The organism is Streptomyces sp. NBC_00490, from assembly GCF_036013645.1.
GTDB lineage: Bacteria > Actinomycetota > Actinomycetes > Streptomycetales > Streptomycetaceae > Streptomyces > Streptomyces canus_F.
Genome location: NZ_CP107869.1, coordinates 6413490 through 6436107 on the forward strand (window position 1 = coordinate 6413490; position 22618 = coordinate 6436107).

The 22618-nt window shown below is 69.2% G+C and carries 23 protein-coding genes and 1 pseudogene; 9 read left to right on the forward strand and 15 right to left on the reverse strand.

Features of this window, described 5'->3' with window-relative positions:
* Window positions 1–78 precede the first annotated feature (78 nt).
* A complete protein-coding gene (locus OG381_RS29335; protein WP_327719072.1) occupies window positions 79–768 on the forward strand; it encodes a hypothetical protein in 690 nt (229 codons plus the stop codon).
* 19 nt (window positions 769–787) lie between these two features.
* Here OG381_RS29335 and OG381_RS29340 read toward each other — a convergent pair whose 3' ends face one another.
* On the reverse strand, window positions 788–1669 hold the full coding sequence (locus OG381_RS29340; protein WP_327719073.1) for a DUF3152 domain-containing protein: 882 nt from the start codon (window positions 1667–1669) through the stop codon (window positions 788–790).
* Window positions 1670–1808: 139 nt separating this feature from the next.
* Here OG381_RS29340 and OG381_RS29345 point away from each other — a divergent pair, with 139 nt between their 5' ends.
* From OG381_RS29345 to OG381_RS29355, 3 genes are all read left to right on the forward strand, one after another.
* Window positions 1809–2504, forward strand: coding sequence for a response regulator transcription factor (locus OG381_RS29345; RefSeq protein ID WP_327719074.1), 696 nt, complete (start codon window positions 1809–1811; stop codon window positions 2502–2504).
* An 86-nt stretch (window positions 2505–2590) separates the two neighbouring features.
* Window positions 2591–4060 (forward strand): sensor histidine kinase, encoded by a 1470-nt coding sequence (locus OG381_RS29350; protein WP_327722584.1) that lies wholly within the window; start codon window positions 2591–2593, stop codon window positions 4058–4060.
* Window positions 4057–4617 (forward strand): hypothetical protein, encoded by a 561-nt coding sequence (locus OG381_RS29355; protein WP_327719075.1) that lies wholly within the window; start codon window positions 4057–4059, stop codon window positions 4615–4617. Before OG381_RS29350 ends, OG381_RS29355 begins: the two co-directional genes overlap by 4 nt.
* Window positions 4618–4634: 17 nt before the next feature.
* Here OG381_RS29355 and OG381_RS29360 read toward each other — a convergent pair whose 3' ends face one another.
* Window positions 4635–5228, reverse strand: coding sequence for a DUF4291 domain-containing protein (locus OG381_RS29360; RefSeq protein WP_327719076.1), 594 nt, complete (start codon window positions 5226–5228; stop codon window positions 4635–4637).
* 213 nt (window positions 5229–5441) lie between these two features.
* Here OG381_RS29360 and msrA (OG381_RS29365) point away from each other — a divergent pair, with 213 nt between their 5' ends.
* A complete protein-coding gene (msrA, locus tag OG381_RS29365) occupies window positions 5442–5954 on the forward strand; it encodes a peptide-methionine (S)-S-oxide reductase MsrA (protein ID WP_327719077.1) in 513 nt (170 codons plus the stop codon).
* A gap of 64 nt (window positions 5955–6018) precedes the next feature.
* On the opposite strand, the gene OG381_RS29370 is transcribed toward msrA (OG381_RS29365), so the two are convergent.
* The 10 genes and pseudogenes from OG381_RS29370 to OG381_RS29415 all read right to left on the reverse strand — a co-directional run bounded on the left by OG381_RS29370 (window position 6019) and on the right by OG381_RS29415 (window position 15439).
* Window positions 6019–7017, reverse strand: coding sequence for a HEAT repeat domain-containing protein (locus OG381_RS29370; protein WP_327719078.1), 999 nt, complete (start codon window positions 7015–7017; stop codon window positions 6019–6021).
* A 3-nt stretch (window positions 7018–7020) separates the two neighbouring features.
* Window positions 7021–7692, reverse strand: a complete 672-nt coding sequence (locus OG381_RS29375) for a HEAT repeat domain-containing protein (RefSeq protein ID WP_327719079.1) — start codon at window positions 7690–7692, stop codon at window positions 7021–7023.
* 69 nt (window positions 7693–7761) lie between these two features.
* Window positions 7762–8883: an AI-2E family transporter gene (locus OG381_RS29380; protein WP_327719080.1), complete on the reverse strand. Its 1122-nt coding sequence runs from the start codon at window positions 8881–8883 to the stop codon at window positions 7762–7764.
* 222 nt (window positions 8884–9105) lie between these two features.
* Window positions 9106–9349: pseudogene (locus OG381_RS29385) on the reverse strand (DUF4291 family protein); the annotation flags it as partial.
* Between the two features lie 689 nt (window positions 9350–10038).
* The gene (locus OG381_RS29390; RefSeq protein WP_327719081.1) at window positions 10039–10677 is read right to left on the reverse strand and encodes a hypothetical protein; all 639 of its coding nucleotides are present in this window, start codon (window positions 10675–10677) and stop codon (window positions 10039–10041) included.
* A 443-nt stretch (window positions 10678–11120) separates the two neighbouring features.
* Window positions 11121–11567 (reverse strand): hypothetical protein, encoded by a 447-nt coding sequence (locus OG381_RS29395; protein ID WP_327719082.1) that lies wholly within the window; start codon window positions 11565–11567, stop codon window positions 11121–11123.
* Window positions 11568–11607: 40 nt separating this feature from the next.
* On the reverse strand, window positions 11608–12285 hold the full coding sequence (locus OG381_RS29400; protein ID WP_327719083.1) for a Crp/Fnr family transcriptional regulator: 678 nt from the start codon (window positions 12283–12285) through the stop codon (window positions 11608–11610).
* Window positions 12286–12927: 642 nt separating this feature from the next.
* Entirely contained in the window at window positions 12928–13443 is a 516-nt protein-coding gene (locus tag OG381_RS29405; protein WP_327719084.1) for a hypothetical protein, read from the reverse strand.
* A 50-nt stretch (window positions 13444–13493) separates the two neighbouring features.
* Complete coding sequence (gene msrA / locus OG381_RS29410) at window positions 13494–14195, reverse strand: peptide-methionine (S)-S-oxide reductase MsrA (RefSeq protein ID WP_327719085.1); 702 nt, start codon at window positions 14193–14195, stop codon at window positions 13494–13496.
* Between the two features lie 125 nt (window positions 14196–14320).
* Window positions 14321–15439, reverse strand: coding sequence for a hypothetical protein (locus OG381_RS29415; protein ID WP_327719086.1), 1119 nt, complete (start codon window positions 15437–15439; stop codon window positions 14321–14323).
* Between the two features lie 182 nt (window positions 15440–15621).
* Here OG381_RS29415 and OG381_RS29420 point away from each other — a divergent pair, with 182 nt between their 5' ends.
* On the forward strand, window positions 15622–16776 hold the full coding sequence (locus OG381_RS29420; RefSeq protein WP_327719087.1) for a cystathionine gamma-synthase: 1155 nt from the start codon (window positions 15622–15624) through the stop codon (window positions 16774–16776).
* 37 nt (window positions 16777–16813) lie between these two features.
* Here OG381_RS29420 and OG381_RS29425 read toward each other — a convergent pair whose 3' ends face one another.
* The 3 genes from OG381_RS29425 to OG381_RS29435 form a co-directional block, all read right to left on the reverse strand.
* Entirely contained in the window at window positions 16814–17062 is a 249-nt protein-coding gene (locus tag OG381_RS29425) for a hypothetical protein (RefSeq protein ID WP_307026556.1), read from the reverse strand.
* A gap of 31 nt (window positions 17063–17093) precedes the next feature.
* Entirely contained in the window at window positions 17094–17597 is a 504-nt protein-coding gene (locus OG381_RS29430; RefSeq protein ID WP_327719088.1) for a sigma factor-like helix-turn-helix DNA-binding protein, read from the reverse strand.
* A gap of 191 nt (window positions 17598–17788) precedes the next feature.
* Window positions 17789–18295: a MarR family winged helix-turn-helix transcriptional regulator gene (locus tag OG381_RS29435; RefSeq protein WP_327722585.1), complete on the reverse strand. Its 507-nt coding sequence runs from the start codon at window positions 18293–18295 to the stop codon at window positions 17789–17791.
* Window positions 18296–18458: 163 nt separating this feature from the next.
* Here OG381_RS29435 and ilvA point away from each other — a divergent pair, with 163 nt between their 5' ends.
* From ilvA to OG381_RS29450, 3 genes are all read left to right on the forward strand, one after another.
* Entirely contained in the window at window positions 18459–19697 is a 1239-nt protein-coding gene (ilvA, locus tag OG381_RS29440) for a threonine ammonia-lyase (protein WP_327719089.1), read from the forward strand.
* A gap of 194 nt (window positions 19698–19891) precedes the next feature.
* Window positions 19892–20920, forward strand: coding sequence for an ATP-binding cassette domain-containing protein (locus OG381_RS29445; protein WP_327719090.1), 1029 nt, complete (start codon window positions 19892–19894; stop codon window positions 20918–20920).
* A gap of 46 nt (window positions 20921–20966) precedes the next feature.
* Window positions 20967–21773: an ABC transporter permease gene (locus tag OG381_RS29450; protein WP_327719091.1), complete on the forward strand. Its 807-nt coding sequence runs from the start codon at window positions 20967–20969 to the stop codon at window positions 21771–21773.
* The last annotated feature ends 845 nt before the right edge of the window (window positions 21774–22618 follow it).

The window sequence follows — 22618 nt, forward strand, 5'->3', positions numbered from 1 at the left end:
TTCTACTCTGCTGGTCGATGCTCCGGTGGGGAGCTGGGGGGGGAACGGGTGGGGGCGGCGATGGTTCGGCAGTCACGGGTGGGCGTTTCTCTGGCGGTGCTCACGTTGTGCGTGACGGTCGCCGGATGCGGTTCCGGCGCGGAGGCCTCGGCGGACGTGGGCGTCGTGGAGGGGGAGCCGTTGAGCGCGGTGGAGCTCGAAGAGGCGGTGCTCGCGGGGGCGGATCTCGGGGGTTATGAGGTCGAGAAGGTGGTGACGGGTACGTCCGCGTCGCGGCGTACGGCTGATCCCGACGAATGCGACCCCGTCGTCCGGGCGTTGGGGGGAAGCAGCGGCTTCGGCGCTGTCGCGCGTGCCGGCCGGATGGTCTTCTCGAAGAAGGACAGCGCGACCGGCGCGACCGTGATCCTGTCGTCGCACAGCGGTCAGGACGCCGCGCTGGTGATCGCCGAACTCCGTACCGCCGCCGAGGAATGCGAGACCTTCGAGGACGTCACGGCGGACTTCCCCTACGAGGACACCGAACTGCGGCCCGACCCGGGTTACGGCGACGAGTCCGTGTCCCTGCGACTCACTCAGGTCGCGGCCGGAGCCGGGGACGAGGAGCCTGTCCGGGTGCCCTTCGCGGTGGTGGCCGTCCGGCAGGGAGCCACGGTCGCCATGTTCTACGAGTTCGACCGGCCCCGTGCGTCGGGAGACTCGCCCCCGGCCGCCGTGCCGGAAGAGATCGTCGAGGCGCAGCTGAAGAAGCTGACGGCTTCCGGCTGAGCGTGACCCCGGTGCGGCGTCAGGGCACGGCCGGTCCGGTGATGAGCCGTCCCTGGGCGTCGTAGGGCCAGACGTTGGGGACACAGCCCTTCAGGCCCTTGATCTGCTGCATCATCGCCGGGGCGGGTTCGCCGGGGCCGGGGCAGGTGACGTGGCCGTGGTGCAGGAAGTGGCCGACCTCGTGGTTGACGATCAGGGCCCGGTAGGACCGTACGTCGTCGGCGTAGTACTGGGTGGCCAGTTCCCAGCGCTTGAGGTTGACCATGACGTCGTCGTTCACGCTGCAGTTGTACTCACCCCCGGTGTCCAGGCCCTGCGTCGCGCAGATCTTGTCGACGGTGCCCGGAGTCGCGACCTTGACCACGAAGTCGGCGGCCCCCGAGGAGATCCGCTGGAAGGCGGAGGTGCCGTCCGCAGTCCAGCCCCGGGGGTCCGCCAGGATGCGGTCCACCTGCTCGGCCACGTCCGCCGTGGACAGGTCGAGCCCCGTCTCGACCTCGACGCGGTAGCGCAGGGCCCTTCCGTTGCCGGCCTTGGGGCTGCCGCCGGACGCGGTGACGAAGGTTCCGGGGCCGGTCGCGGGGATCGTGCGGGGCGAGGTCTTGCGGGACGGGGCGGGGGCCGGTTTGGCCCGCTGGGTGGAGCGCGCGTCGGTCGTCGGCGCCGGGGTCGATGTCGGTGTTGCAGTTTGGTCGGGGGCCGTCTTCCGCCCGGCATCCGTCCTGGCCTCCCCGTCCCCGGGCGGCGCCCACTGGGCGGCTGCGAACCCGGCGGCACCGAGGACGGTCAGGGCGACCAGGCCCGCCCACACGCGACCCGTTCCGCGCCGCCGCCCGGAGGCGTGTGTGGCGCCGCGTCGGCGGCGTCGGGAACGGGCGGGTGTGCTGGTGTGGGCGGTCATGGTTGGTCAGATTGTGGCCGCCATGTGATCGGATCTGGCCCGAATGGTCACGAAACGATAACGAACGATCCGTCGCGAGCTGTGTGATCATCCGGTAACAGAGTCCGGGCGCGCGCCCGACGGTCCCGATACTGAGCCCATGCCACGAGTTCTGCTGATCGAAGACGACCGCGCCGTCCGCGAAGGGGTCGCCCTGGCACTGCGTCGCCAGGGACACGACGTCGCCGCCGCCGCGACCGGCGAGGACGGCATGGCGCACCTGACGTCCTTCCGCCCCGACGTCGTGGTCCTCGATCTGATGCTGCCCGGCATGACCGGCCTGGACGTGTGCCGGGGCATCCGCTCCGTCGACCAGACCCTGCCGATCGTCATGGCGACCGCGCGGGGCGACGACGTGGACATCGTCGTGGGCCTGGAGGCGGGCGCCGACGACTACGTCGTCAAGCCGGTGCAGGCCGGTGTGCTGAACGCCCGTATCCGCGCGGTACTTCGCCGGGCCGGCGGCACCGCGCCCGACGGCGGCGGCCTGCCGAGGATCGACACCCACGGCGACCTCGCCATCGACCGGGCCGGTCTCACCGTCACCGTCGCGGGGACCCCGGTCGCCCTCGCCCCCTCCGAACTCCGCCTCCTGCTCACCCTCTCCGCCTCGCCCGGACAGGTCTTCAGCAGACAGCAACTGCTGGAGGCGGTCTGGGAGCACAGCTACCACGGCGACGCCCGCCTGGTGGACGCCTGCGTGAAACGCCTGCGCGCCAAGATGGGCGAACCGCCGCGGGACCCGCGCTACATACAGACGGTGCGTGGCTTCGGCTATCGGTTCGCGGCCAAGTGAGACGTCGCACGGGAGTGGGTCGTACGGCGGTGAGCGGGCGTACGAAGGTGGGGTTCCCGGCGTGGATCGCGCGCGGCGGTCTGCGGATGCGGCTGGTCGTGGCGTTCGGGCTCGTCGCCGCCCTGGCCACCATGACGACCGGCGCCCTGGCCTTCCGGGAGGCCCGCAACGGGGTCCTCAAGCAGAGCCAGGACACGGTGATCGCGCAACTGCGCGCCCAAGTCGGGCGCCTCGCACCGGACGTGCCGTATCCCCCGTCCCGGCAGGCGCTGAGGCAGTTCGCCGTGGACGTGGCCCGCGCCGAACCTGCGGCCACCTGGCGGGTGTTGGTCCGCTACAAAGGGATCTCCGAGACCTCGGCCCCGGGCGACCCCTTCGACGCGCTGACGCCGGCCGTGCGCGAGGCCGTCGACGCGAGCCAGGCCACGGTGTTCCAGCGGGTGCGCGACGGCGGACGTACCTCGCTGCTCGTCGGTATGTCGGTCGTCTTCGCCGGCCCCACCGGGGGCGTTCCGGTGCTGTCCGGCGTCCAGGTCTTCCTGACCGTGCCCCAGACCGGCGAACAGGCGTCCGTCGACGCCCTGGTCACCGCGGTGGAGCGGGCGATGGTCCCGGCCCTCGGCGCCGCCGTACTCCTCGCCCTGTTCGCCGCGCGCGGCGTACTGCGTCCGGTCCGTGCCCTGCGCCGCGCCACCCGCAGCATCGCCGAGGGCCACCTCGACACGCGCCTCGACGTCAACGGCTCCGACGAACTCGCCGATCTGTCCCACACGTTCAACGAGACCGCGACGGCCCTGGAGCAGTCCGTCGCCGAACTGCGCGCCATGGAGGCGCGGGCCCGCCGTTTCGTGGCGGACGTCTCCCACGAACTGCGCACCCCGCTGGCCGCGATGTCGGCGGTCACCGACGTCCTCGACGAGGAGGCCGGGCACCTCGATCCCGACACGGCCACCGCGGTACGGCTGATCAGCGAGGAGACGGTCAAACTCGCCCGTCTGGTCGAGGACTTGATGGAGGTCTCCCGTTTCGACGCGGGCGCGGCGGTCCTCCACCTGGACGAGATCGACCTCGCCGAGTCGATCCGCCGCACCCTCGCCTCCCGCGGCTGGTCGGACGAGGTGGAGACGGCCCTGCCGGGCCCCGACGAACTGCGCGGAAGGGTCGACCCGCGGCGGCTGGACGTGGTCGTGGCCAACCTGGTCGGCAACGCGCTGCGGCACGGGGCGCGGCCGGTGCGGATCCGGTTGTCGGCGGGCGTACCGGCGGAGGGGGTACCGGCGTCCGTACCGGCTGCCGCCTCGGTGATCGTCGAGGTGACGGACAGCGGCCCCGGCATCCCGGCCGACGTACTGCCGTACGTCTTCGAGCGCTTCTACAAGTCGGACAGCGCGCGCACCCGTACGGAGGGCAGCGGGCTGGGCCTCGCGATCACGGAGGAGAACGTACGGATGCACGGCGGGACGATCCGCGCGGCGAACCGCCCCGAGGGCGGCGCGGTCTTCACCGTAGAACTGCCGCTGCGACGGGACGAGTCGGAGAGCGGGGGGTCTTCATGAAGACGGGGACACTCATGAAGCCGGCCCGCGGCGCCGCGCTGCTCGTCGCGGCGTCGGTCCTCCTGCTCTCCGGCTGCGACATCCCCACGACCGGCGTGGTGGAGGCGGGCGGACCCGCGAGCGGAATCCCCCCGACCGTACCGATCTACCTGATCCGGGACGGCGCCCTGGTCGCGGTGGACCGCACGGTCTCCGACGCCGGCGAACCCGTGGCAGCCGTCGAGTCACTCCTCAAGGGCCCGACCCCACAGGAACAACGCGAACGCCTGACCACCGAACTGGCCCGCCCACTCCCCGCCGCCACCCTCCCGACCCCCGCACCCGCCGAGCCGGCCCCCGAGGAGTCGCTACGGCTGATGACGGAGACCGACCGGCTCCGCCTCGAACTGCCGCGATACGCAGGCAAGTTGACTCCCCTCGCGGCGAACCAGGTCATCTGCACCGCCGCCCGCGCGTATCTGCTCACCCGCCCGGATCTGGACTCGACGACGGTGACGGTGACGGACGCGGCGGGCAGGACCTTCGAAGGGGGCGTGGAGCGCTGTCCTGAGCTGTAGTGCGAGGCGTCCTCGCTTCATCCCCGCAGGTGGGTGAGGAGTCCGTCGGCCTCGGGGAAGGGGAGTTCCTCGGGCAGCAGCCGGGCGGCGGAGTCCAGATCGCCGCCGCAGACCCGTGCGTGTATCTCGCGGGCGAGCGGGGTCACGTCACGGATGGCGACCGTCCACTCGTCCGCGTATCGCCGTACGGCCTCGCCGGAGAGGCCGAGTTGCAGGGCGCGGTGGGGCAGGGGCCGCAGGTGCAGGTCCCGCTCGGGATCCCACTGCACACGGGCGGGTGCGCTTTTCAACTGGCGCTGCCAGGCGGCCCGGTCGGGGTGCAGACCGCGGACGTAGCCGGACAGGCACGCGTGGCGCAGCGCCCACTCGAAGCCGTCACGGGTGATCTCGACGGCGAGCACGGTCTCCTGCCCCTCCTTCGTGGCCCAGCCGCAGCGGTACATCATCCAGAGAAAGCTGGGCTTGATCCACGTCATCCGGTCGCGCTTCCACGCCGCCGGGAAGCGGCCCTCGCGGGCGGCCGGCAGGCCGAGGGCGGGGGAGTACGCCTGGTAGACGGTGATCGTGGATGCCGTGTGGGCCGCACGGATCTGGTGGCGGGGCTGTTCCATGGCGTACAGGGTGGGGCCGGTCCGGGTGGTGGGACCAGTGGTTTTCGACCCGCCCGGACCTGCCCGGACCTGTCCTGGAGCGTCGTGGCGGGCCGTGTGCCCGGTACGGAATCGTCGGAAGCCCTCGTGCGTTGAGGGGGGTGGGTCCGGGATGCCCGTCGTGCGAGCCGAGCAGCCCGAGTGACCGAGAAGGCAGATATGGGAGGAGCGGGAATGGCTGCGCAGACGCAGAGGGCCGTGCTGGCGGGCGGATGCTTCTGGGGGATGGAGGAGCTGATCCGCCGACTTCCGGGCGTGACGGCGACCCGGGTGGGATACACCGGGGGTGACGTGCCGAACGCGACGTACCGCAACCACGGCACGCACGCGGAGGCCATCGAGATCCTCTTCGACCCCGAGAAGACCGACTTCCGCGCGATCCTGGAATTCTTCTTCCAGATCCACGACCCGAGCACCAAGAACCGGCAGGGCAACGACATCGGTCTGAGCTACCGCTCGGCGATCTACTACGTGGACGACGAGCAGAAGCGGATCGCCGAGGACACGATCGCGGACGTGGACGCCTCGGGCCTGTGGCCCGGCAAGGTCGTCACCGAGGTGGAGCCGGTGGGCCCGTTCTGGGAGGCCGAGCCGGAGCACCAGGACTACCTGCAGCGTTACCCGGACGGCTACACCTGCCACTTCCCGCGCCCGGGATGGCGGCTGCCCGCCCGCGCCGAGGGCTGACCGAGGGGCGGCCCGGCAGCGGGGCCCGGGCCGGGCGGTTCTACGCGGTACCCCGGCAGAACCGTCACCCCGCGTCCCGTAGCCGAAGAAGGTAGGCCGCCGTGAGCGCGACGGCACGGTCCCCGTCGCCGGACAGCTCCATGAGGGCGCCCGAAGCCGTGGGCCCCGGGATGTCCGCCAGCGCCTGCGTCAGCCGTACGCGTGCGGGCGCCTCGGTGGTGTCGTGGGCGAGGTGGTCGACGAGCCTGGTGGCGATCCGGTCCGCCGTCGCGGTGTCGCCCGCCAGCGTGCTCAGGGCGTCGGCCGCCTCGGTGTCGTTCCGGCCCTCCACGATCAGGTCGACGAGAGCCGGGACCGCTTCGGCCACTCCCCGCGTCCCGAGCGCCAGAGCCGCATGGCCGCGGACCACGGCATCCGGGTCCGTGAGGGCGTCCCGCAGCCGGGCGGTGGCCTCGTCGCCGGGCAGCTCGGCGAGGGACCGGACGGCACGTTCCCGCACGGCGGCCACCGGTGAGCCGAGGCCCTTGGCCAGCAGTGCCGTGGCGCCGTCGCCGGATCGCGCCAGGGCCCAGCGGAGGGCTCCGGCGACGTTCGGCTCCGACTCCCTGAGCACCGCCTCGACCAGGGCCTCCACCGGAATCTCGGCGTCTGGGGAAAGGGCCGCGCGCTGGCGGGCGGCAGGGCTCTTCGACCCCAGCGCCTGGAGGAACACGACGATCTGGAGGACGTCCTCCCAGCCGGCGGGCTCGGCGGCGTCGATCCTGCGAAGGCGTGTGAGCAGCTCGGTCTCGGCCGCGATGCGTTCGCGGGTCTGCCGGATGAGGTCGTCGACCAGCGCCGAGGGCGTGAAACCGGGATCGTCCAGCGCCCGCCCGATCTCCCGCAGCGACAGCCCCAGCGACCGCAGGCTCTCGATGTGGAAGATCCGCCGGATGTCGTCGCCGGAGTACTCCCGGTAGCCGGAGCCCGTACGGGCGGAGGGCCGCAGCAGTCCGAGCGACTCGTAATGCCTGAGCATGCGGGCACTGACCCCGGACCGTCGCGCCACCTCACCGATCAGCACGCCCTATTGTCCCGCCTGGCCCGATCCGCCGAGGGCCACCACGCGTTTCGCCTCCTCGATGGCGAACTCGAAACCGGCGTCCGGGTCGCGCAGCAGCCGCTCCGTCGCGAGAGCGTGCGTGCGAACCCGAGGTTCAGTGGCCGTCGCCGCGGCCCGCAGAGCCGGCAGTACGACCTCACCCAGCCCGACCAGCGCCCGGCTGAGGCTCAGCTGCGTCTCGCGCTCACCGCGCCCGAACTGTGTCGTCAGTACCGCGGCCAACTCCGGCTCCTCGCCCTCCGGCACGAGCACGACCGCGGCCCGCCAGGCACTCCGCGCCACCTCGTCGTCGGCGTCGCACAGCAGCGCCCGGGTGATCGCCGGCCACGCCTGCCGGTCCCCGATCTTGGACAGCGTGTGCAACGCCTGGCTCCGTGCCTGCGCCCGCTCCGAACGGACTTCGCGGAGCAGCACGGGGAGCGTCACGGACACCGGGTGGCGGGCGAGCGCCCACGTCAGCATGTCGCGGACGAAGAACTCGGGCTCGATCGCGCAGCGCTCGACGAGCTTGTCGACGAAGCGCGGCTCGGGCGTCGTGCCGACCGCCATGGCCGCCCGCAGCCGCACGGACGAACGGTCGTCCTCCAGCTGCCGCAGCACTGCCGGCTCGTCCGTGTCCTGTCGCGTCATGGTCACCGTGACCACCTCCTCGGCAAGCAGTGAAGGCCTTGTCACCGTGTCAAGGTCAAACGCTCGTCGATCTCCCTAGGACGGGACGGGGGCGTCCGTGTCCAGCCCGTCGGTCCCCGGCCCCGGGCCTTCGGACGGTTCGCTGAGCTGCTCGCGCACATAGTCCCAGCACACCGCGATCAGCGCCGTGACCGGCACCGCGAGCAGGCTCCCCACGATGCCGAACAGACTGCCGCCCAAGGTCACCGCCAGCAGGATCACGGCCGCGTGGAGGCCGAGCCCACGACTTTGGATGATGGGCTGGAGCACGTTGCCCTCGAGCTGCTGCACCACCACGATGATCGCCAGCACGATCAGCGCGTCCGTCAGGCCGTTGGAGACCAGCGCGATGAGCACCGCGACGAAACCGGCGAACAGGGCACCGACGATCGGCACGAACGCGGAGACGAAGGTCAGCACCGCCAGCGGAAGCACGAGGGGTACGCCCAGGATCCACAGCCCCAGCCCGATCAGAACGGCGTCGATCAGACCGACAGCCGCCTGCGAACGCACGAACGCGCCCAGGGTGTTCCAGGCGCGGTCGGCCACGGTCGGGACGTCGGTGGCGAGTCGGCCGGGCAGCTGCCGGGCCAGCCACGGCAGGAACCGTGGACCGTCCTTGAGGAAGAAGAACATCAGGAAGAGGGCCACCACTGCGGTGACCAGACCGTTCAGCACGGTGCTCACTCCCGTGACGACAGCGCCCGCCACGTTGCCCAGACTGCCCTGCGCGCGGGAGACAGCGGTGTCGAAGGCCTTGTTGATCTGCGCGTCATCGATGTTCAACGGCGGCCCGGCGGCCCACTCGCGCAGCTCCTGAATGCCCTTGAACACCCCGTCGCTCAGTTCCCCGGACTGCGATGCCACCGGCACCGCGATCAGCGCCACGACCCCCATGGCGACCAGAAGGAACAGCACCGTCACGACCGACGCGGCCAGAGCGGGCTTCCACCCGCGACGCCGCAGGAACCGAGTCGGCGGCCAGGTCAGCGTGGTCAGCAGCAGGCCGATCAGCAGCGGCCAGACGATCGACCACATCCGGCCCAGGATCCACAGAGTCACCGCGAGCATCAGCAGGACGAGCAGCAACTCCCCGGAGGTCCGCGCGGATGTACGCAGCGCGGCCCGGGCTCGCGTGGAACTCAACGTCGCAGTCACGGAGGCACCCTATGGCGACTCCCGCCACTTGGGCATCACTCCTGGCAGCTTGTATGCCTGGTTGTGCGGGTCCGTGCACCCGGCTCAGCCATCCGCCCGGGCCACACCGATCGGGCAGGAGACACCGGTCCCGCCGTGCCTGTGGTGCCATGTGACCCGTGGGCCTGGAGTCGTCTTGATCAGCTCGCCATCCGCGGAGCAGGGCAAGGACTTCGTCCTCAACGGGTTGGGGTCCTCCTGCGGCAGCAGCCGGGTGGCGGCGTCCAGGTCGCCGCCGCTGACGAGAACATGGATCTCGTGGGCGAGTGGGGCCACGTCGCGTATGGAGATGGTCCACTCGTCGGCGAAGCGTCGTGCGGCCTCGCCGGAGAGGCCGAGTTGCAGGGACCGGTACGGCGTGGGTCGCAGGTGCAGGTTCCGCTCCGAGTCCCATCTGCACGCGGGCGGGAGAGCGTTTCAGCTGTCGCTACCAGGTGGCACGGTTGGAGGTGCCGCAGCGGGCGGAGGGCACGGCCGAGTACCTGGACCTCCTGTGTATCGGCCCCTCGACCCGCACCGCGATCGAATTCAAGTACTTCACCCGGAGATAGACGGGCACGGTCGGTACTCCTGCCCAGGACTACGCTCTAAAAGGGCACGCCGCCGCGGACCTCGCTAGTCTGCACCTCGTGCGGGACATAGTCAGGCCGGAGCGCTTCTGCCAACGGTCCGAGCAGAACGGTCTCGCCATCATGCTGACCAACGACGCTTCCCTGCGGGCTCTCTGACAGGCGCCGGTCGCGGGCGGACTCGGGATCGGGAGTTCAGAATCCATCAGGGGTGGGAGTTTGCCGGCACGCTGCTGTGGGCCGAGGGCGCCTACACGGCCAACACCTGCACGCTGAGGGGTACATACCTCCTCGATTGGGTGCCGTACTCCGAACTGGAGGGACCAGGCGGAGAGTTCCGGTATCTCGCCGTGTCCGTCGGCCCGCTGTCGGACGTGGCCGACGACAGCCCGTCGCATGCGTAGCGAGGACAACCCGAACTGCTGCGCAGGGCGTAGCCCGCACCAACAACACAAACGGCTTGGCCGGACAGCCTTTCAGCCTCTGCTGTCGGTTCCTTGGGTTCCATGAACCCTGCTCGCCGGTAGCCGGACACGACGGGGAGAGCTCACTGCCCCTCAGGGGTAGGACGTGGTTTGTCATTAGCTTCCTGGAGAGTTACGACGGGAGTGCTGCCAGGTTGTATCAAGAGCCAGGCCCATGCGGCATACTCCTTTTCTTGGACTGCGATCTCCCGAAAGCTGCCGAACGAAAGGCCCGGCAGACCACTCATGACGACATCCTGATAGAGGCTATCGGACACGGCTAGGGCGACTCCAGTACCGGATGATTCACTCAGAGCAGTTCGCAGCGCACCGGAACCGACGATCCTTGCTGCGGAGATGATTGCGCGACCCACATATCCGTTCGGTGCTTGACGCACAACGCCAGCATCCAATGCGGCCCGCAACCTGATTCGGGATTCTTCCCGTAGCGGCTCATTGATCCATTCAACAGCCTCCATGAGTGCGGACACCAAGCGGGGAAGAACTCGCGGTAGAGGAATGTGCGGGTGGACTAACAGCAGGGCTCCATCGCCCTGTTCCTGCTTGACGACCTCCTCGTCGGTGAGGCCGGCGCCGTCGCGGGCTCTCTCGATGATCTCGACGAGCCATCCTTGGATGCGAGACTGGTCTGCAATTGGGCGCTGGCTGTAGCCTTGCACATCTATGAACAAGCACAACCTGGTCAGACCGTCAAATTCCACGCGTTCTCCACCTCACTTTGATGTTATCTGCGGGTGCCCGTCTCGGGATGGGCCCTCAACTCCTACGTGCCTCTTTTCGAACTCTCACTCGATGCCGCCCCCATGCGGCGCCACCATAGAGTAGCGTCGCCAGGGCGGCCCCGCCGCCAGCCATTGGACCGCTCTGCCTTACGACAAATTGGTAGACGGCTATCGCGAATAGCGAAGAGGCCGAGATCCAGCAAAGAGCGGTCAGCGCGACGAGGAGGTAATCGATCGCGCGTTCAATCCTTTCTAGCCGTCGCTCCATGTCGACATGATCGCGACGCAGGCAGAGGGGGGTTTCTTGAGCTCCAGATCCGACGGTTGTGTGGTGGGACATCGACGCTCCCGCGTTTGACGATGTTCTGGTTTTAGCTGTCGGTGAATGCCGCTTTCCACCTGGCGTGATGTTCAAAGATCTGTCAGCCGGCCGCACTTTCTGAGTGGCTGACGGCATTTCCCTCTATGATCCGAAGATCATCTACGTCTTTAGGGCGCATTAGCTTCTTCTTGTATGCGGCGACATCGGATAGGGATGCGAATGGCAGTCCGCCGATCCAGTCCGCACGCTCCATCAATTCTTCAAACGCGAAGCCCGGAGAAATCCATTCGTTGTACACCTCAATGCGCCCACCCCAGAAATGCATGGCGCCGCTGTTGGTTGAAGTTCCCGTAGCTGGAATCCCTAGTCGGCATGCCTCGCTCCATGCGGCCCCTCGGGCCAATACATCCACATCGCTGATACTCCTTCGGATGCCGTGGGCCAACAGGGGAGCACTTCCGAAGATGAGAAAGTCGCCTATTGTAAAGTTCAAGGAAATTAGGCGCCGGACGAGAGGGTGTCTTGTGATGTTCTTATTGACTTCCATGGTGGGCGGATCTCTCTCGGTTTTGGTTTTGAAATGTCGACTAGGATGAGGCGGTAAAATTCCCCTCGGCGATACGGGACAATGACGGGAGATCTCGAATTGTGATTACCTGACGTCCAGTGGTTACAATACCTCTCTCTTTGAACTTTCTGATCACTTGCGTCACCGATTCGCGTGATGCGCCGACCAGATCCGCGAGATCCTGTTGGCTAAACCGCAAAGCGAGTCCGTTCTCAGTCTGGATTCCCAGCTCCTTCGAGGTCAGTTCGACTAGCCCCTTAGCGAGTCTCTGCTCTACGCCCAGGAAAGACTCGACGCTCTTGCGGGTCGCTTCCTCGAGGCGTTCATCGGCGGCGATCAGTTGAGCGTGCATTGCGCGCGGGTGCTCGTACAAGAAGTGAAGCCATGTCGTGGCAGGCAAGTACAACGCCTCTACGTCATCGAGGGCGAAGACGCTGGCCGAGCGTGGTTTCTGTCTGACTGCGGCCATTTCGCCGATGATCTCGCCTGGGCCGCGGAGGGCCACGATGTGTGGAGGATTCCCGATCTGCACCTTGACGTGTCCACTGCGAATGAGTAGGGCGAAGTCCGTCTCCTCGCCCTCTCCGAAGAGGACGCTGCCGGAGGGGTATCGCAGTACATGGCCCAGATCTTCCAGTGCGGCTACCTCGTCTTCCACGAGGAGGGGAAGACCGCTTTCCGGGGAATGATTACTCACACTGTTGAGTGTAGTACTTCACATAGCTCTGCGGAAGGGTACGCTGAGAGTAGCTCGGTGATCAGTACTGATCTAGGACGGGCGCCTGCTGGGGGCGACCCGCTGGGGCCGTCGCCTCGCCACACAGGCTCAGGTCTCCTAGCTGGCCACCGCTGCTGGCCAGCATGCTCAGCCACCCAACCGGACGGCCAACCTGCTCTGGTCCTCGTCCAGGTCCTATAGCGCGGCCGAGATGCCTGCGGCAGCGCGAGTCCCGTCGCCACACGCGACCAGACGAAGCCGCCGCGGCGCCGCAGCTTGAGAAGCGGCCACATCCTGAAGCTGAGCGGCATGCGGTCGTGGGTGCGCGCGTCTGGGCCGTAGAGGGGAGGTGACGTGGTCACGAAAGGAGCCCATCCAGACCCGTATTTGCGCAGGCGTGTTTGGACCAGAGGCAGGTGCTCGGTGCTTCCTGAAACTGATTTCGGCGATGCGACGATCATCGAACCCGGGCACCGGCGCCCGGGGTGGGGACGCCGACGTACGGACAGTCATGCGTGGCGGCAGGCGTGAGGCTGGTTGAGCAAGACGCACCCCAGTTCGTCTCGGACAGGATACTTAGCCTGATTCCATCCAGACGAGCCTGTGCTGCCATGTGCCCCGTCACGCAGCGGGCTGGACCTCGTATTGCTGTGGTGGCCTGCCCATTTCCCGGAGCCACCCGTGCCCGTCCGCGTCCTGGAAGTTGAAGATGACGACAAGACCGATGCCTGGGGCTTGGCTGACAGGCTCCCCGGAGTCATCGATCAACTGCACTTTTGCCACCAGTGATTCCCCTGGCTGAAGGAGGCACGCGGTCCGGGCGTTCGGTCCGGAGGTGGGGTCGAGTAGCCAACTGTCACCAGGGCACTCAGGGCGGCGCCGAACCTCTGTGACTTCGACGCCTGTGATGGCGGTGGAGCCTCCGTTGGTGATCCGCACTTCGATCGTCGCGTTGCTCGTCCACGGAGCTAACGCGATCACCAGAGCCGCCCGGCCTTGGGCCGCTCTGGAGTCACGCGCGATGGCCTCCCGGTCGACCTTGAGCGTTCGTCGCCATTGGGTCCACCAGGCTGCAACGGTGACAGCCGAGGCACCGGCCCCGCTGACGGCGCCAATCGCGGTCCACAGTTCGCCCATGTCAGTCCGCCCCCTACAGCCCTGACCCGAGAATCGACCGAGTGTCTCGGCTACTCCCCAACAGGAGCAATGCCCGTTGGGCAAGATGCTCCCCAGTTCGTCTCGAACGGGTCACCTAGCTTGACCCCCGTCCCGCCGATCCCGCAGTAACCGGCCGGGTTCTTGTCCAGGTACTGCTGGTGGTATCCCTCGGCCGGATAGAAGGCGCGCCCCGTCGCCGGCAGGATCTCCGTGGTGATCGTGCCGTGGCCCGTGCCGGTGAGGCGCTGCTGGTAGGTCTCGCGGGAGGCTTCGGCGGTGGTGGCCTGGGCGGGGGTGTGGGTGTGGATCGCGGAGCGGTACTGGGTGCCGACGTCGTTGCCCTGGCGGAAGCCCTGGGTGGGGTCGTGGGACTCCCAGAAGGTCTTCAGGAGGCGCTCGTAGGAGATGAGCGAGGGGTCGTACACGACGCGGACGACCTCGGTGTGACCGGTCAGGCCGGAGCAGACCTCTTCGTAGGTGGGGTTCTCGGTGTGGCCGCCCTGGTAGCCGACCAGGGTGGTCCAGACGCCGACCGGGAGCTGCCAGAACGTGCGCTCGGCGCCCCAGAAGCAGCCCAGGGCGAAGTCGGCGATCCCGTAGCCCTCGGGGTAGGGGCCGAGCAGCGGGGTGCCGAGGACGGTGTGGCGGTCGGGCGCCGTGAACACCGGGGTGGGGCGGCCCTTCAGCGCCTGCTCGGCGGTGGGCAGGACGGGCGTACGGCCGAACAGCATGGGCGCGGGCTCCTTCTCGTCTCCTCGCCGGTCCCTGCGGGGGTGGCCGGCAGCGGCATCCCGCACAACGGCCCGGCGCCGCCCCGCATTCCGTCCAGGCGGGGCGACGCCGGTTCCGGTGCCCCTCAGTGCGGCAGCGTCGCCGGGCTGCCGCCGTTCGCCTCGTAGCCCGCCACCGCCAGCGCCCGGTAGACCGCGAACTCGGCCGCCGGATCGGGGGACAGGGTCCACGGTAGGGCGCCCACGTGGCCGTCGATGTGTATGAGCTGGTTCATGGCCTCCTGCCACCGCTCGCCGCGGACCAGGAAGAAGACCAGCATGTGCCGCACATGCGCCAGCATCGGGTCGTCCGCGCGGGCCGAGTGCACGGCGTGCAGCGCCCCGTGCATGGCCTTGGTGACGGTCTCGCTCTGGTAGAAGCCGCTGACCAGGTTCACCTCGGGCAGGTGCTCGAAGACCGCGAACAGGGGCATGGCGGCGAGGAGGGAGCCCTGCGGGGCGCGGGCCGCGGCCGCCTCCGCGAAGGACATCGCCAGCTCACGCGAGCCGTGCCACTTCTCGCACCAGTAGTGGAGCGCCGCCAGATGCGCGCCCATGTGCGCCGGGGCGCGGTCCAGGATCTTCAGCCACAGCTGCTCGAACTCCGCCCGCGGATAGGCGAGGCCACGGGCCACCGACAGCTCGACGATGTACGGGATCGGGTCGCCCGGCGCCAGCAGCGCGGCCTCTCCGCACGCCGCCTTCGCCTCCTCCATGATGATCCGGAACGAGTCGGTGCCGGGCGTCGCCGTGCGCCACGCCTGCTGCACCAGGAACTCCGCGTGGATGGCCGCACCACCCGCGTCCTTGGGCTGCTCGGACCGCCACACCCGCAGCCACTGGCCGCCCGGCGACTCGCTCACCCCGCCCGGCCGCTGCGACAGCTCCAGGGAGGCCGCGCCGGCGAAGGCCTGCACTCGCTGCCAGCGCAGCTCGCCCGTCGCCTCGGTGCCCGCCAGCAGTTGGGTGGCCGCCCGGTAGTCCTGGGTGCGCTGCACCAGGTCCAGGACGTCCAGCAGGTCCTGGTCGGGGCCGGGCATGCGGACGTCCAGCTCCTCCTGCCGTACGAAGCCGTAGTCCGCGGGGTCCGCCGCGTCCGGGTGGCCCGGCGGGACCTGCTCGATCATGCCCCGGCGGCGGCGCAGGACCGGCAGCAGCACGAAGCCGAGCATGACCACCGCCATCAGGACCCAGAGAATTTCCATGCCTCAAGCGTTCCAGACGCCGACGACAATTGGCCAACCCGGTCCCGGGCCTGTGGATAACCCCTGTCCCGGCTCCGGGTGCCTGGGGAAAACCTCCCGTCCAGGCCCCGCGGCCTGGGGAAAACCCTTCTCCAGCCTCGCTGTGCCACGCCTGCCCCGCGAGCGGACTACGCTCGGTGCCCATGAGCGACAGGCACATCAGTCAGCACTTCGAGACGCTCGCCATCCACGCGGGCAACACGGCGGACCCCCTCACCGGTGCGGTCGTCCCGCCGATCTACCAGGTCTCGACCTACAAGCAGGACGGCGTCGGCGGCCTGCGCGGCGGCTACGAGTACAGCCGCAGCGCCAACCCGACACGTACCGCCCTGGAGGAGAACCTCGCCGCCCTCGAGGGCGGCCGACGGGGCCTCGCGTTCGCGTCCGGACTGGCGGCCGAGGACTGCCTGCTGCGCACGCTGCTCAGCCCCGGCGACCACGTGGTCATCCCCAACGACGCGTACGGCGGCACGTTCCGGCTCTTCGCGAAGGTCGTCGCCCGCTGGGGCGTCGAATGGTCGGTCGCCGACACCAGCGACCCGGCCGCCGTCCGGGCCGCCATCACCCCGAAGACCAAGGCCGTGTGGGTGGAGACCCCCTCCAACCCGCTGCTCGGCATCACCGACATCGCCGCCGTCGCGCAGATCGCCCGGGACGCCGGCGCGAAGCTCGTCGTCGACAACACCTTCGCCACGCCGTATCTGCAGCAGCCGCTGTCACTCGGCGCCGACGTGGTCGTGCACTCCCTGACCAAGTACATGGGCGGCCACTCGGACGTCGTCGGCGGCGCGCTGATCACCGCCGACGAGGCGCTCGGCGAGGAACTGGCGTACCACCAGAACGCGATGGGCGCGGTCGCCGGGCCCTTCGACTCCTGGCTGGTGCTGCGCGGAGCCAAGACGCTGCCGGTGCGGATGGACCGGCACAGCGAGAACGCGGCCAAGGTCGCCGACATGCTGACCCGGCACGCGCGCGTGTCGAAGGTGCTCTACCCGGGTCTGGAGGACCACCCCGGTCACGAGGTCGCCGCCAAGCAGATGCGGTCCTTCGGCGGCATGGTCTCCTTCCGCGTCGCGGGCGGCGAGGAGGCGGCCGTCGAGGTCTGCAACCGCGCCAAGGTGTTCACGCTGGGCGAGTCCCTGGGCGGCGTGGAGTCCCTGATCGAGCACCCCGGCCGTATGACGCACGCGTCGGTCGCCGGCTCGGCCCTCGAGGTCCCCGGCGACCTCGTGCGCCTCTCGGTGGGCATCGAGAACGTCGACGACCTGCTGGAAGACCTTCAGCAGGCCCTGGGCTAGTCCCTTCGACGGTTCACGAGCGGGCCGGTCCGGCCGGTCACCAGCCGGTCAGCGGTGGAGTCGTCTCCGACGGCGGCTCCACCCAGGGCCGGGCCGTCACCGCCCACACCACGAACGCGACGCTCGCCGCGAACATCAGGAACCACATCAGCCGCAGGGCCGCCCGTCTGCGCCGCAGCATGCGGCCGCCCCGGCGCACCACCTCGGCATGAAGCTCCGGCGGCACCGGCGGATGCGCCTGCTCCATGATGCGGCGTACGGCGGCCTCGCGTTCGGGCCGGTTCATGGCCGCTCCCTTCCCGGGTGGCCGTTCGCCCTCATGACGCCGCCACCTTCGCGCCGCCCACCGCCGGAGCGGGCCCCCGCGGGGGATGCAGCAGTGTCGCCGTCGCCCGGTCGCAGATCGTGCGGACGCGTTCCGTGGCGAGTCCGAGCAGGGCGGCCGTCTGTTCCTCGGCGACGCCCTCGTAGAGCCGCAGGACGAGGACGAGGCGCTCCTGCGGGGCCAGCGCGGCCAACGGGCTCGCGGGGTGCGGCCGGTGACCGCCCAGGCCGCCGTACTGGTGCCAGGCGCCGTGGGCGAAGCGGCTGGCCAGGTACTGGCGGGTGCGGTCGTAGGGGTCCTCGCCGCGCAGCCCGTCCCAGCACGCGTACGTGTGGGCGAGCGCCAGCGTCAACAGGCGCCGCGCGCGGGGGTTGTCGTCCGGCGCCTCCGCCGTCAGAAGCGTCGCGGCATGCAGCAGCCGCCCGGCGGCGCCCGCGACGAACGCCTTGAACTCCCGGGCCCGGCGGGCGTCCTGGGACGCATGCCGTTGTCGCACCGCGCGCCTCCCGCCTCGAGGGGCGAACCATGAGGGAACGGGACCCGCGATACGTTCCGGATACGGAACCGTGTGCGAGTCGAGGACCCGGTCTCATATGAGGCCAGGGGTGGCCTTTCGGTCAAGGGCCGCGCACCCCTCGAGAGCCCCGCACCCGGGAAACGGGTGCGCCACGCGCGCGTGAAGGACGGTCAGGACGCCGACGGGGCGTCCGCGCCCGGCAGGCCCTGGGCCGCCATCCGGGAGGAGAGCGCGGTGTTGAAGCGCGTGAGGAGCGTGCAGAACGACTCGCGCTCCTCCGGTGACCAGTCGTGTGTCAGCTCGGCCATCAACTGACGCCGGGAGGAACGCACTTCCTCCAGCCGCGACAGCCCGCGCGGGGACAGCTGGAGCACCACCGCCCGGCCGTCCTCCGGGTGCGAGGTGCGCTTGACGAGCCCGGTGTCCACGAGCGGCGCCACCTGCCGGGTGACCGTCGACGAGTCGATGCCCATGCTCGCGGCGAGCGCCTTGACGCCCATCGGGCCTTCCTTGTCGAGCCGGTTGAGCAGCAGATACGCGGCGCGGTCCATGGAGTTGCGCACCTGCCCGACTCCGCCGAGCCGGGTCTGTTCGGCACGACGGGCGAAGACCGCCACCTCGTGCTGCAGCGTGTCGAGGAGACCGGTGTCACCGACGGTCGTCATGTCCATCGACATTTCAGGTGTTGTGGGCATGGCCGGGGGCTCACTTCAGATAAGGGGTGCTGGGTTGGGGGACAGGGTACGCGGCCGGAAGGCGGGCCGTACCGGCGCTGCGGAAACCGGTCTCGGAGGTTGGTCACAGCGGCCGCTTGCGCCTGTGAACTGCGATGCTTGTGTCATGAGCTATGGCACGGCTGACTCCTTGCACTCCCTGCGGCCCGTCACCCTGGACGATGTGCGCGGCGCCCGGAAGATGCTCATGGGGGTGGCACGGGTGACCGCGATGGAGGGCAGCCGGCACCTGACCCAGCTGGTGGGCTCCCCGGTGCACTTCAAGTGCGAGAACCTCCAGCGGACGGGCTCGTTCAAGCTGCGCGGAGCGTACGTCCGGATCGCCGGGCTGCTGCCCGAGGAGCGGGCCGCCGGGGTCGTCGCCGCGAGCGCCGGCAACCACGCGCAGGGCGTCGCGCTGGCGTCGGCCCTGCTCGGTGTGCGTTCCACGGTGTTCATGCCGAAGGGCGCCCCGCTGCCGAAGATCAGCGCGACCCGGGAGTACGGCGCCGAGGTCCGGCTGCACGGGCAGGTGGTCGACGAGACGCTGGCCGCCGCGCAGGAGTACGCGGAGCAGACCGGCGCGGTGTTCATCCACCCCTTCGACCATCCCGACATCATCGCCGGTCAGGGCACGGTCGGCCTGGAGATCCTGGAGCAGTGCCCGGAGGTGCGCACGATCGTCCTCGGCATCGGCGGCGGCGGTCTCGCGGCCGGTGTCGCGATCGCGGTGAAGTCGGTGAGGCCCGATGTGCGGATCGTCGGCGTCCAGGCCGCGGGCGCGGCCGCGTACCCGCCCTCGCTGGCGGCCGGGCGTCCGGTGTCGATCGAGAACCCGGTGACGATGGCCGACGGCATGAAGGTCGGGCGGCCCGGCGATGTGCCGTTCGAAATCATCGGCGAGCTCGTCGACGAAGTGCGTACGGTGTCGGAGGACGAGCTGTCCGCCGCGCTGCTGCTGAGTCTGGAGCGGGCCAAGCTGGTCGTCGAGCCGGCCGGGGCGAGCCCGATCGCGGCACTGCTGAGCGACCCCGGTGCCTTCGAGGGGCCGGTCGTGGCGGTGCTGTCCGGCGGCAACGTCGACCCGGTGCTCCTGCAACGCGTGCTGCGCCACGGTATGTCCGCGCAGGGTCGCTATCTGGCCGTACGGCTCAGGCTGACGGACCGGCCGGGCGCCCTCGCGACACTTCTCGGGGCGTTGTCAGTGGTGGACGCTAACGTCCTGGACGTGAGTCACGTACGGACCGATCCACGGCTCGGGCTCACGGAGGCGGAGGTGGAGCTGCACCTGGAGACGAAGGGTCCGGAGCACTGCGTCGAGGTCGGCCAGGCCCTGCGGGACGCGGGCTACACGGTCATCGACTGAGCCGCCGGAACACCGGACTCCCAGCTCAGGAGCTTCTTCATCACTCGTTCGAGTAAGTCCATTGAGGGACGCGATACATCGCGTTATGGTGTGTCTCGTGGCTGGATCGCCGCCACTGTGCCGCCACCCATCAGGCGGAGCAAAACGTACAATCCTAGGCTTTTCGAAGAATCCCCGACGACGTGGAGACTCATATGCCAGGCGCCATCTATGCCGAAGGCCTGGTGAAGACCTTCGGTGACGTAAGGGCTCTGGACGGCGTCGACCTCGACGTGCCGGAAGGCACCGTCCTGGGCCTGCTCGGGCCGAACGGCGCGGGCAAGACGACGACCGTCCGCTGTCTGACGACCCTGCTGCGACCCGACAGCGGCAAGGCGGTCGTCGCGGGCCTCGACGTGCTCAAGCATCCCAACGAGGTGCGGCGCTCGATCGGTCTGTCCGGCCAGTTCGCCGCCGTCGACGAGTATCTGACCGGCCGCGAGAACCTCCAGATGGTCGGCCAGCTCTACCAGATGAAGGCCAAGGACGCGAAGGTCCGGGCCGGTGAACTGCTCGACCAGTTCCACCTCGCGGACGCCGCCGACCGCCCCGCGAAGACCTACTCCGGAGGCATGCGCCGCCGCCTCGACCTCGCGGCCGCCCTGGTCGTCTCCCCGCCCGTGATGTTCATGGACGAACCGACGACCGGCCTCGACCCGCGCAACCGCCAGCAGCTGTGGGAGGTCATCAAGCAGCTCGTCTCCGGCGGTACGACCCTGCTGCTGACCACGCAGTACCTCGAGGAAGCCGACCACCTCGCGCACGACATCGCGGTCGTCGACCAGGGCCGCGTCATCGCCCGCGGCACCTCCGACCAGCTCAAGGCCCGCACCGGCGGCGAGCGCGTCGAGGTCGTGGTGCACGAGCGCGAGCACATCCCGACCGCCCGGGACGTGCTCGCCGGCTTCGGCAAGGGCGAGACCACCGTCGAGGACCACACCCGCAAGCTCACCGTGCCCGTCACCGGCGGCGCGAAGCTCCTCGCCGAGGTCATCCGCGAACTCGACGTGCGCGGCATCGAGATAGACGACATCGGCCTGCGCCGCCCCACCCTCGACGATGTCTTCCTCTCCCTGACCGGCCACCACGCGGAGGCCGAGACCGAGGAGAACGGTGCCGCCACTGCGAGCGGTGCCGCCAAGGATGCCAAGGACCGGGGCCACAAGAAGGAGGCCGGCCAGTGAGCGCCGTCACCGACCTGCACGTGAGCGCCCGGAAGGAGCAGGTCGCATGAGTGCCACGACTGACGCCCTGGTCATCGCCCGCAGGAACTTGATTCGCATGACCAGGATTCCCGAAATGATCCTGTTTGGCGTCATTCAGCCCGTGATGTTCGTGGTCCTCTTCACGTACGTCTTCGGTGGCTCGATGAGCGTCGGAGGGTCTACCGATCCGGACGTCTACACCAACTTCCTGATGGCCGGGATCTTCGCCCAGACGGTGACGTTCGCGACCGCGGGATCGGCGGCCGGCATCGCGGACGACATGCAGAAGGGGCTCGTCGATCGCTTCCGCTCCCTGCCGATGGCTCGCGGTGCGGTACTCACTGGCCGGACCGTCGCCGATCTCGCGCAGACGTGCATCACGTTGCTTGTCCTGGCGATCGTGGCGCTGCTCGTGGGCTGGCGTACCGGCTCGGCGGAGCCGACCAATGCGGGTCGGGTGCTGGCGGCCTTTGGCCTTCTGCTTCTTCTCGGCTATGCCTTCACGTGGATCGGTGCTCTGATCGGGCTCTCGGTCAGCACTCCGGAGGCGGCCACCTCGGGCGGGATCATCTGGCTGTTCCCGGTGACGTTCATCTCGAACGCCTTCGTCGACTCCTCGCAGATGACGCCCTGGCTTCGGCACATCGCCGACTGGAACCCGTTCAGCGCCACGGTCCAGGCCTCCCGCGTGCTCTTCGGCAACCCGGGGGTCTCGACCTCCGACGCCTGGCCCATGCAGCACCCGGTGTGGGCGTCGCTGATCTGGTCCGTGCTGATCGTCGCGATCTTCCGGACTCTGGCAGTACAGAAGTACCGCTCGGCGGACGGCTGACGACCTCCCAGAACGGCCCCCATCCAACGGATGGGGGCCTGCTTCATGTTCGAGCTGACTCAGGCGGACTGCCAGTAAGTGAAGCCGAGTGACGTAAGGCCCCCGGACGGGCATAGACGATCCGAGGCGCCTTCGACCTCGGTTTGCAGGAGCTGGTAGGCAGCCCCGGTGGCTGGCCTCCAGTGCATGGCGCGAGCCGCAGCACAAGTCCCAGCCCTTGGCCGCGCATCCGTGCGCGGCGTACGAACTACTGCGAGGAGGCAGCCCTGTCGGCTTGCCTCTGCGCCACGCACGCCTATTCCTGGCGGGGGTACGCAGACGCCCCCGACCGCGAATCGACCTGGGGCGCCCGCCTCTTGAGTCACAAGATTCACACAGTGCGGCGCCGGTTGTGCGGCGCCGCACTGTCACACTTCGACGCCGGTGAGCTCGACCAGCACCTGATGACACGTTTGGCGGTGCCTGCCTGGTAGCTGGCCTGAATGGCGAGGGATCGGGTCTGTTCCAGGGGCCTGTCCTGCGGCGGCGCCTCTACGGGGAGAAAGGCGTCGTTCTGGTCGATCCCACTGGTCACTGAGAATGATCGCCTCCTTCGCCCCCTCAGCGAGCTGGCCCAGCAAGGCCCGGGTCTGGAGGCCGGCGAGTTCGGCAGCGTAGTACGGGCGGGAACAGGCGAGGCCATCGTCCGGGTTCCGCCAGAAGTACATCAGGGTCTCGTCGTCGTAGTGCTCGCCCTTGTTGTTGGGTTTCTCGGGCGAGATGTTCTGCTCCGTCCGGCGCCGAATCGTGCTCTTGTGGGGCCGAGAAGGTTGCTGATCGCGCCGTACTTCCAGTCGAGGCCGAAC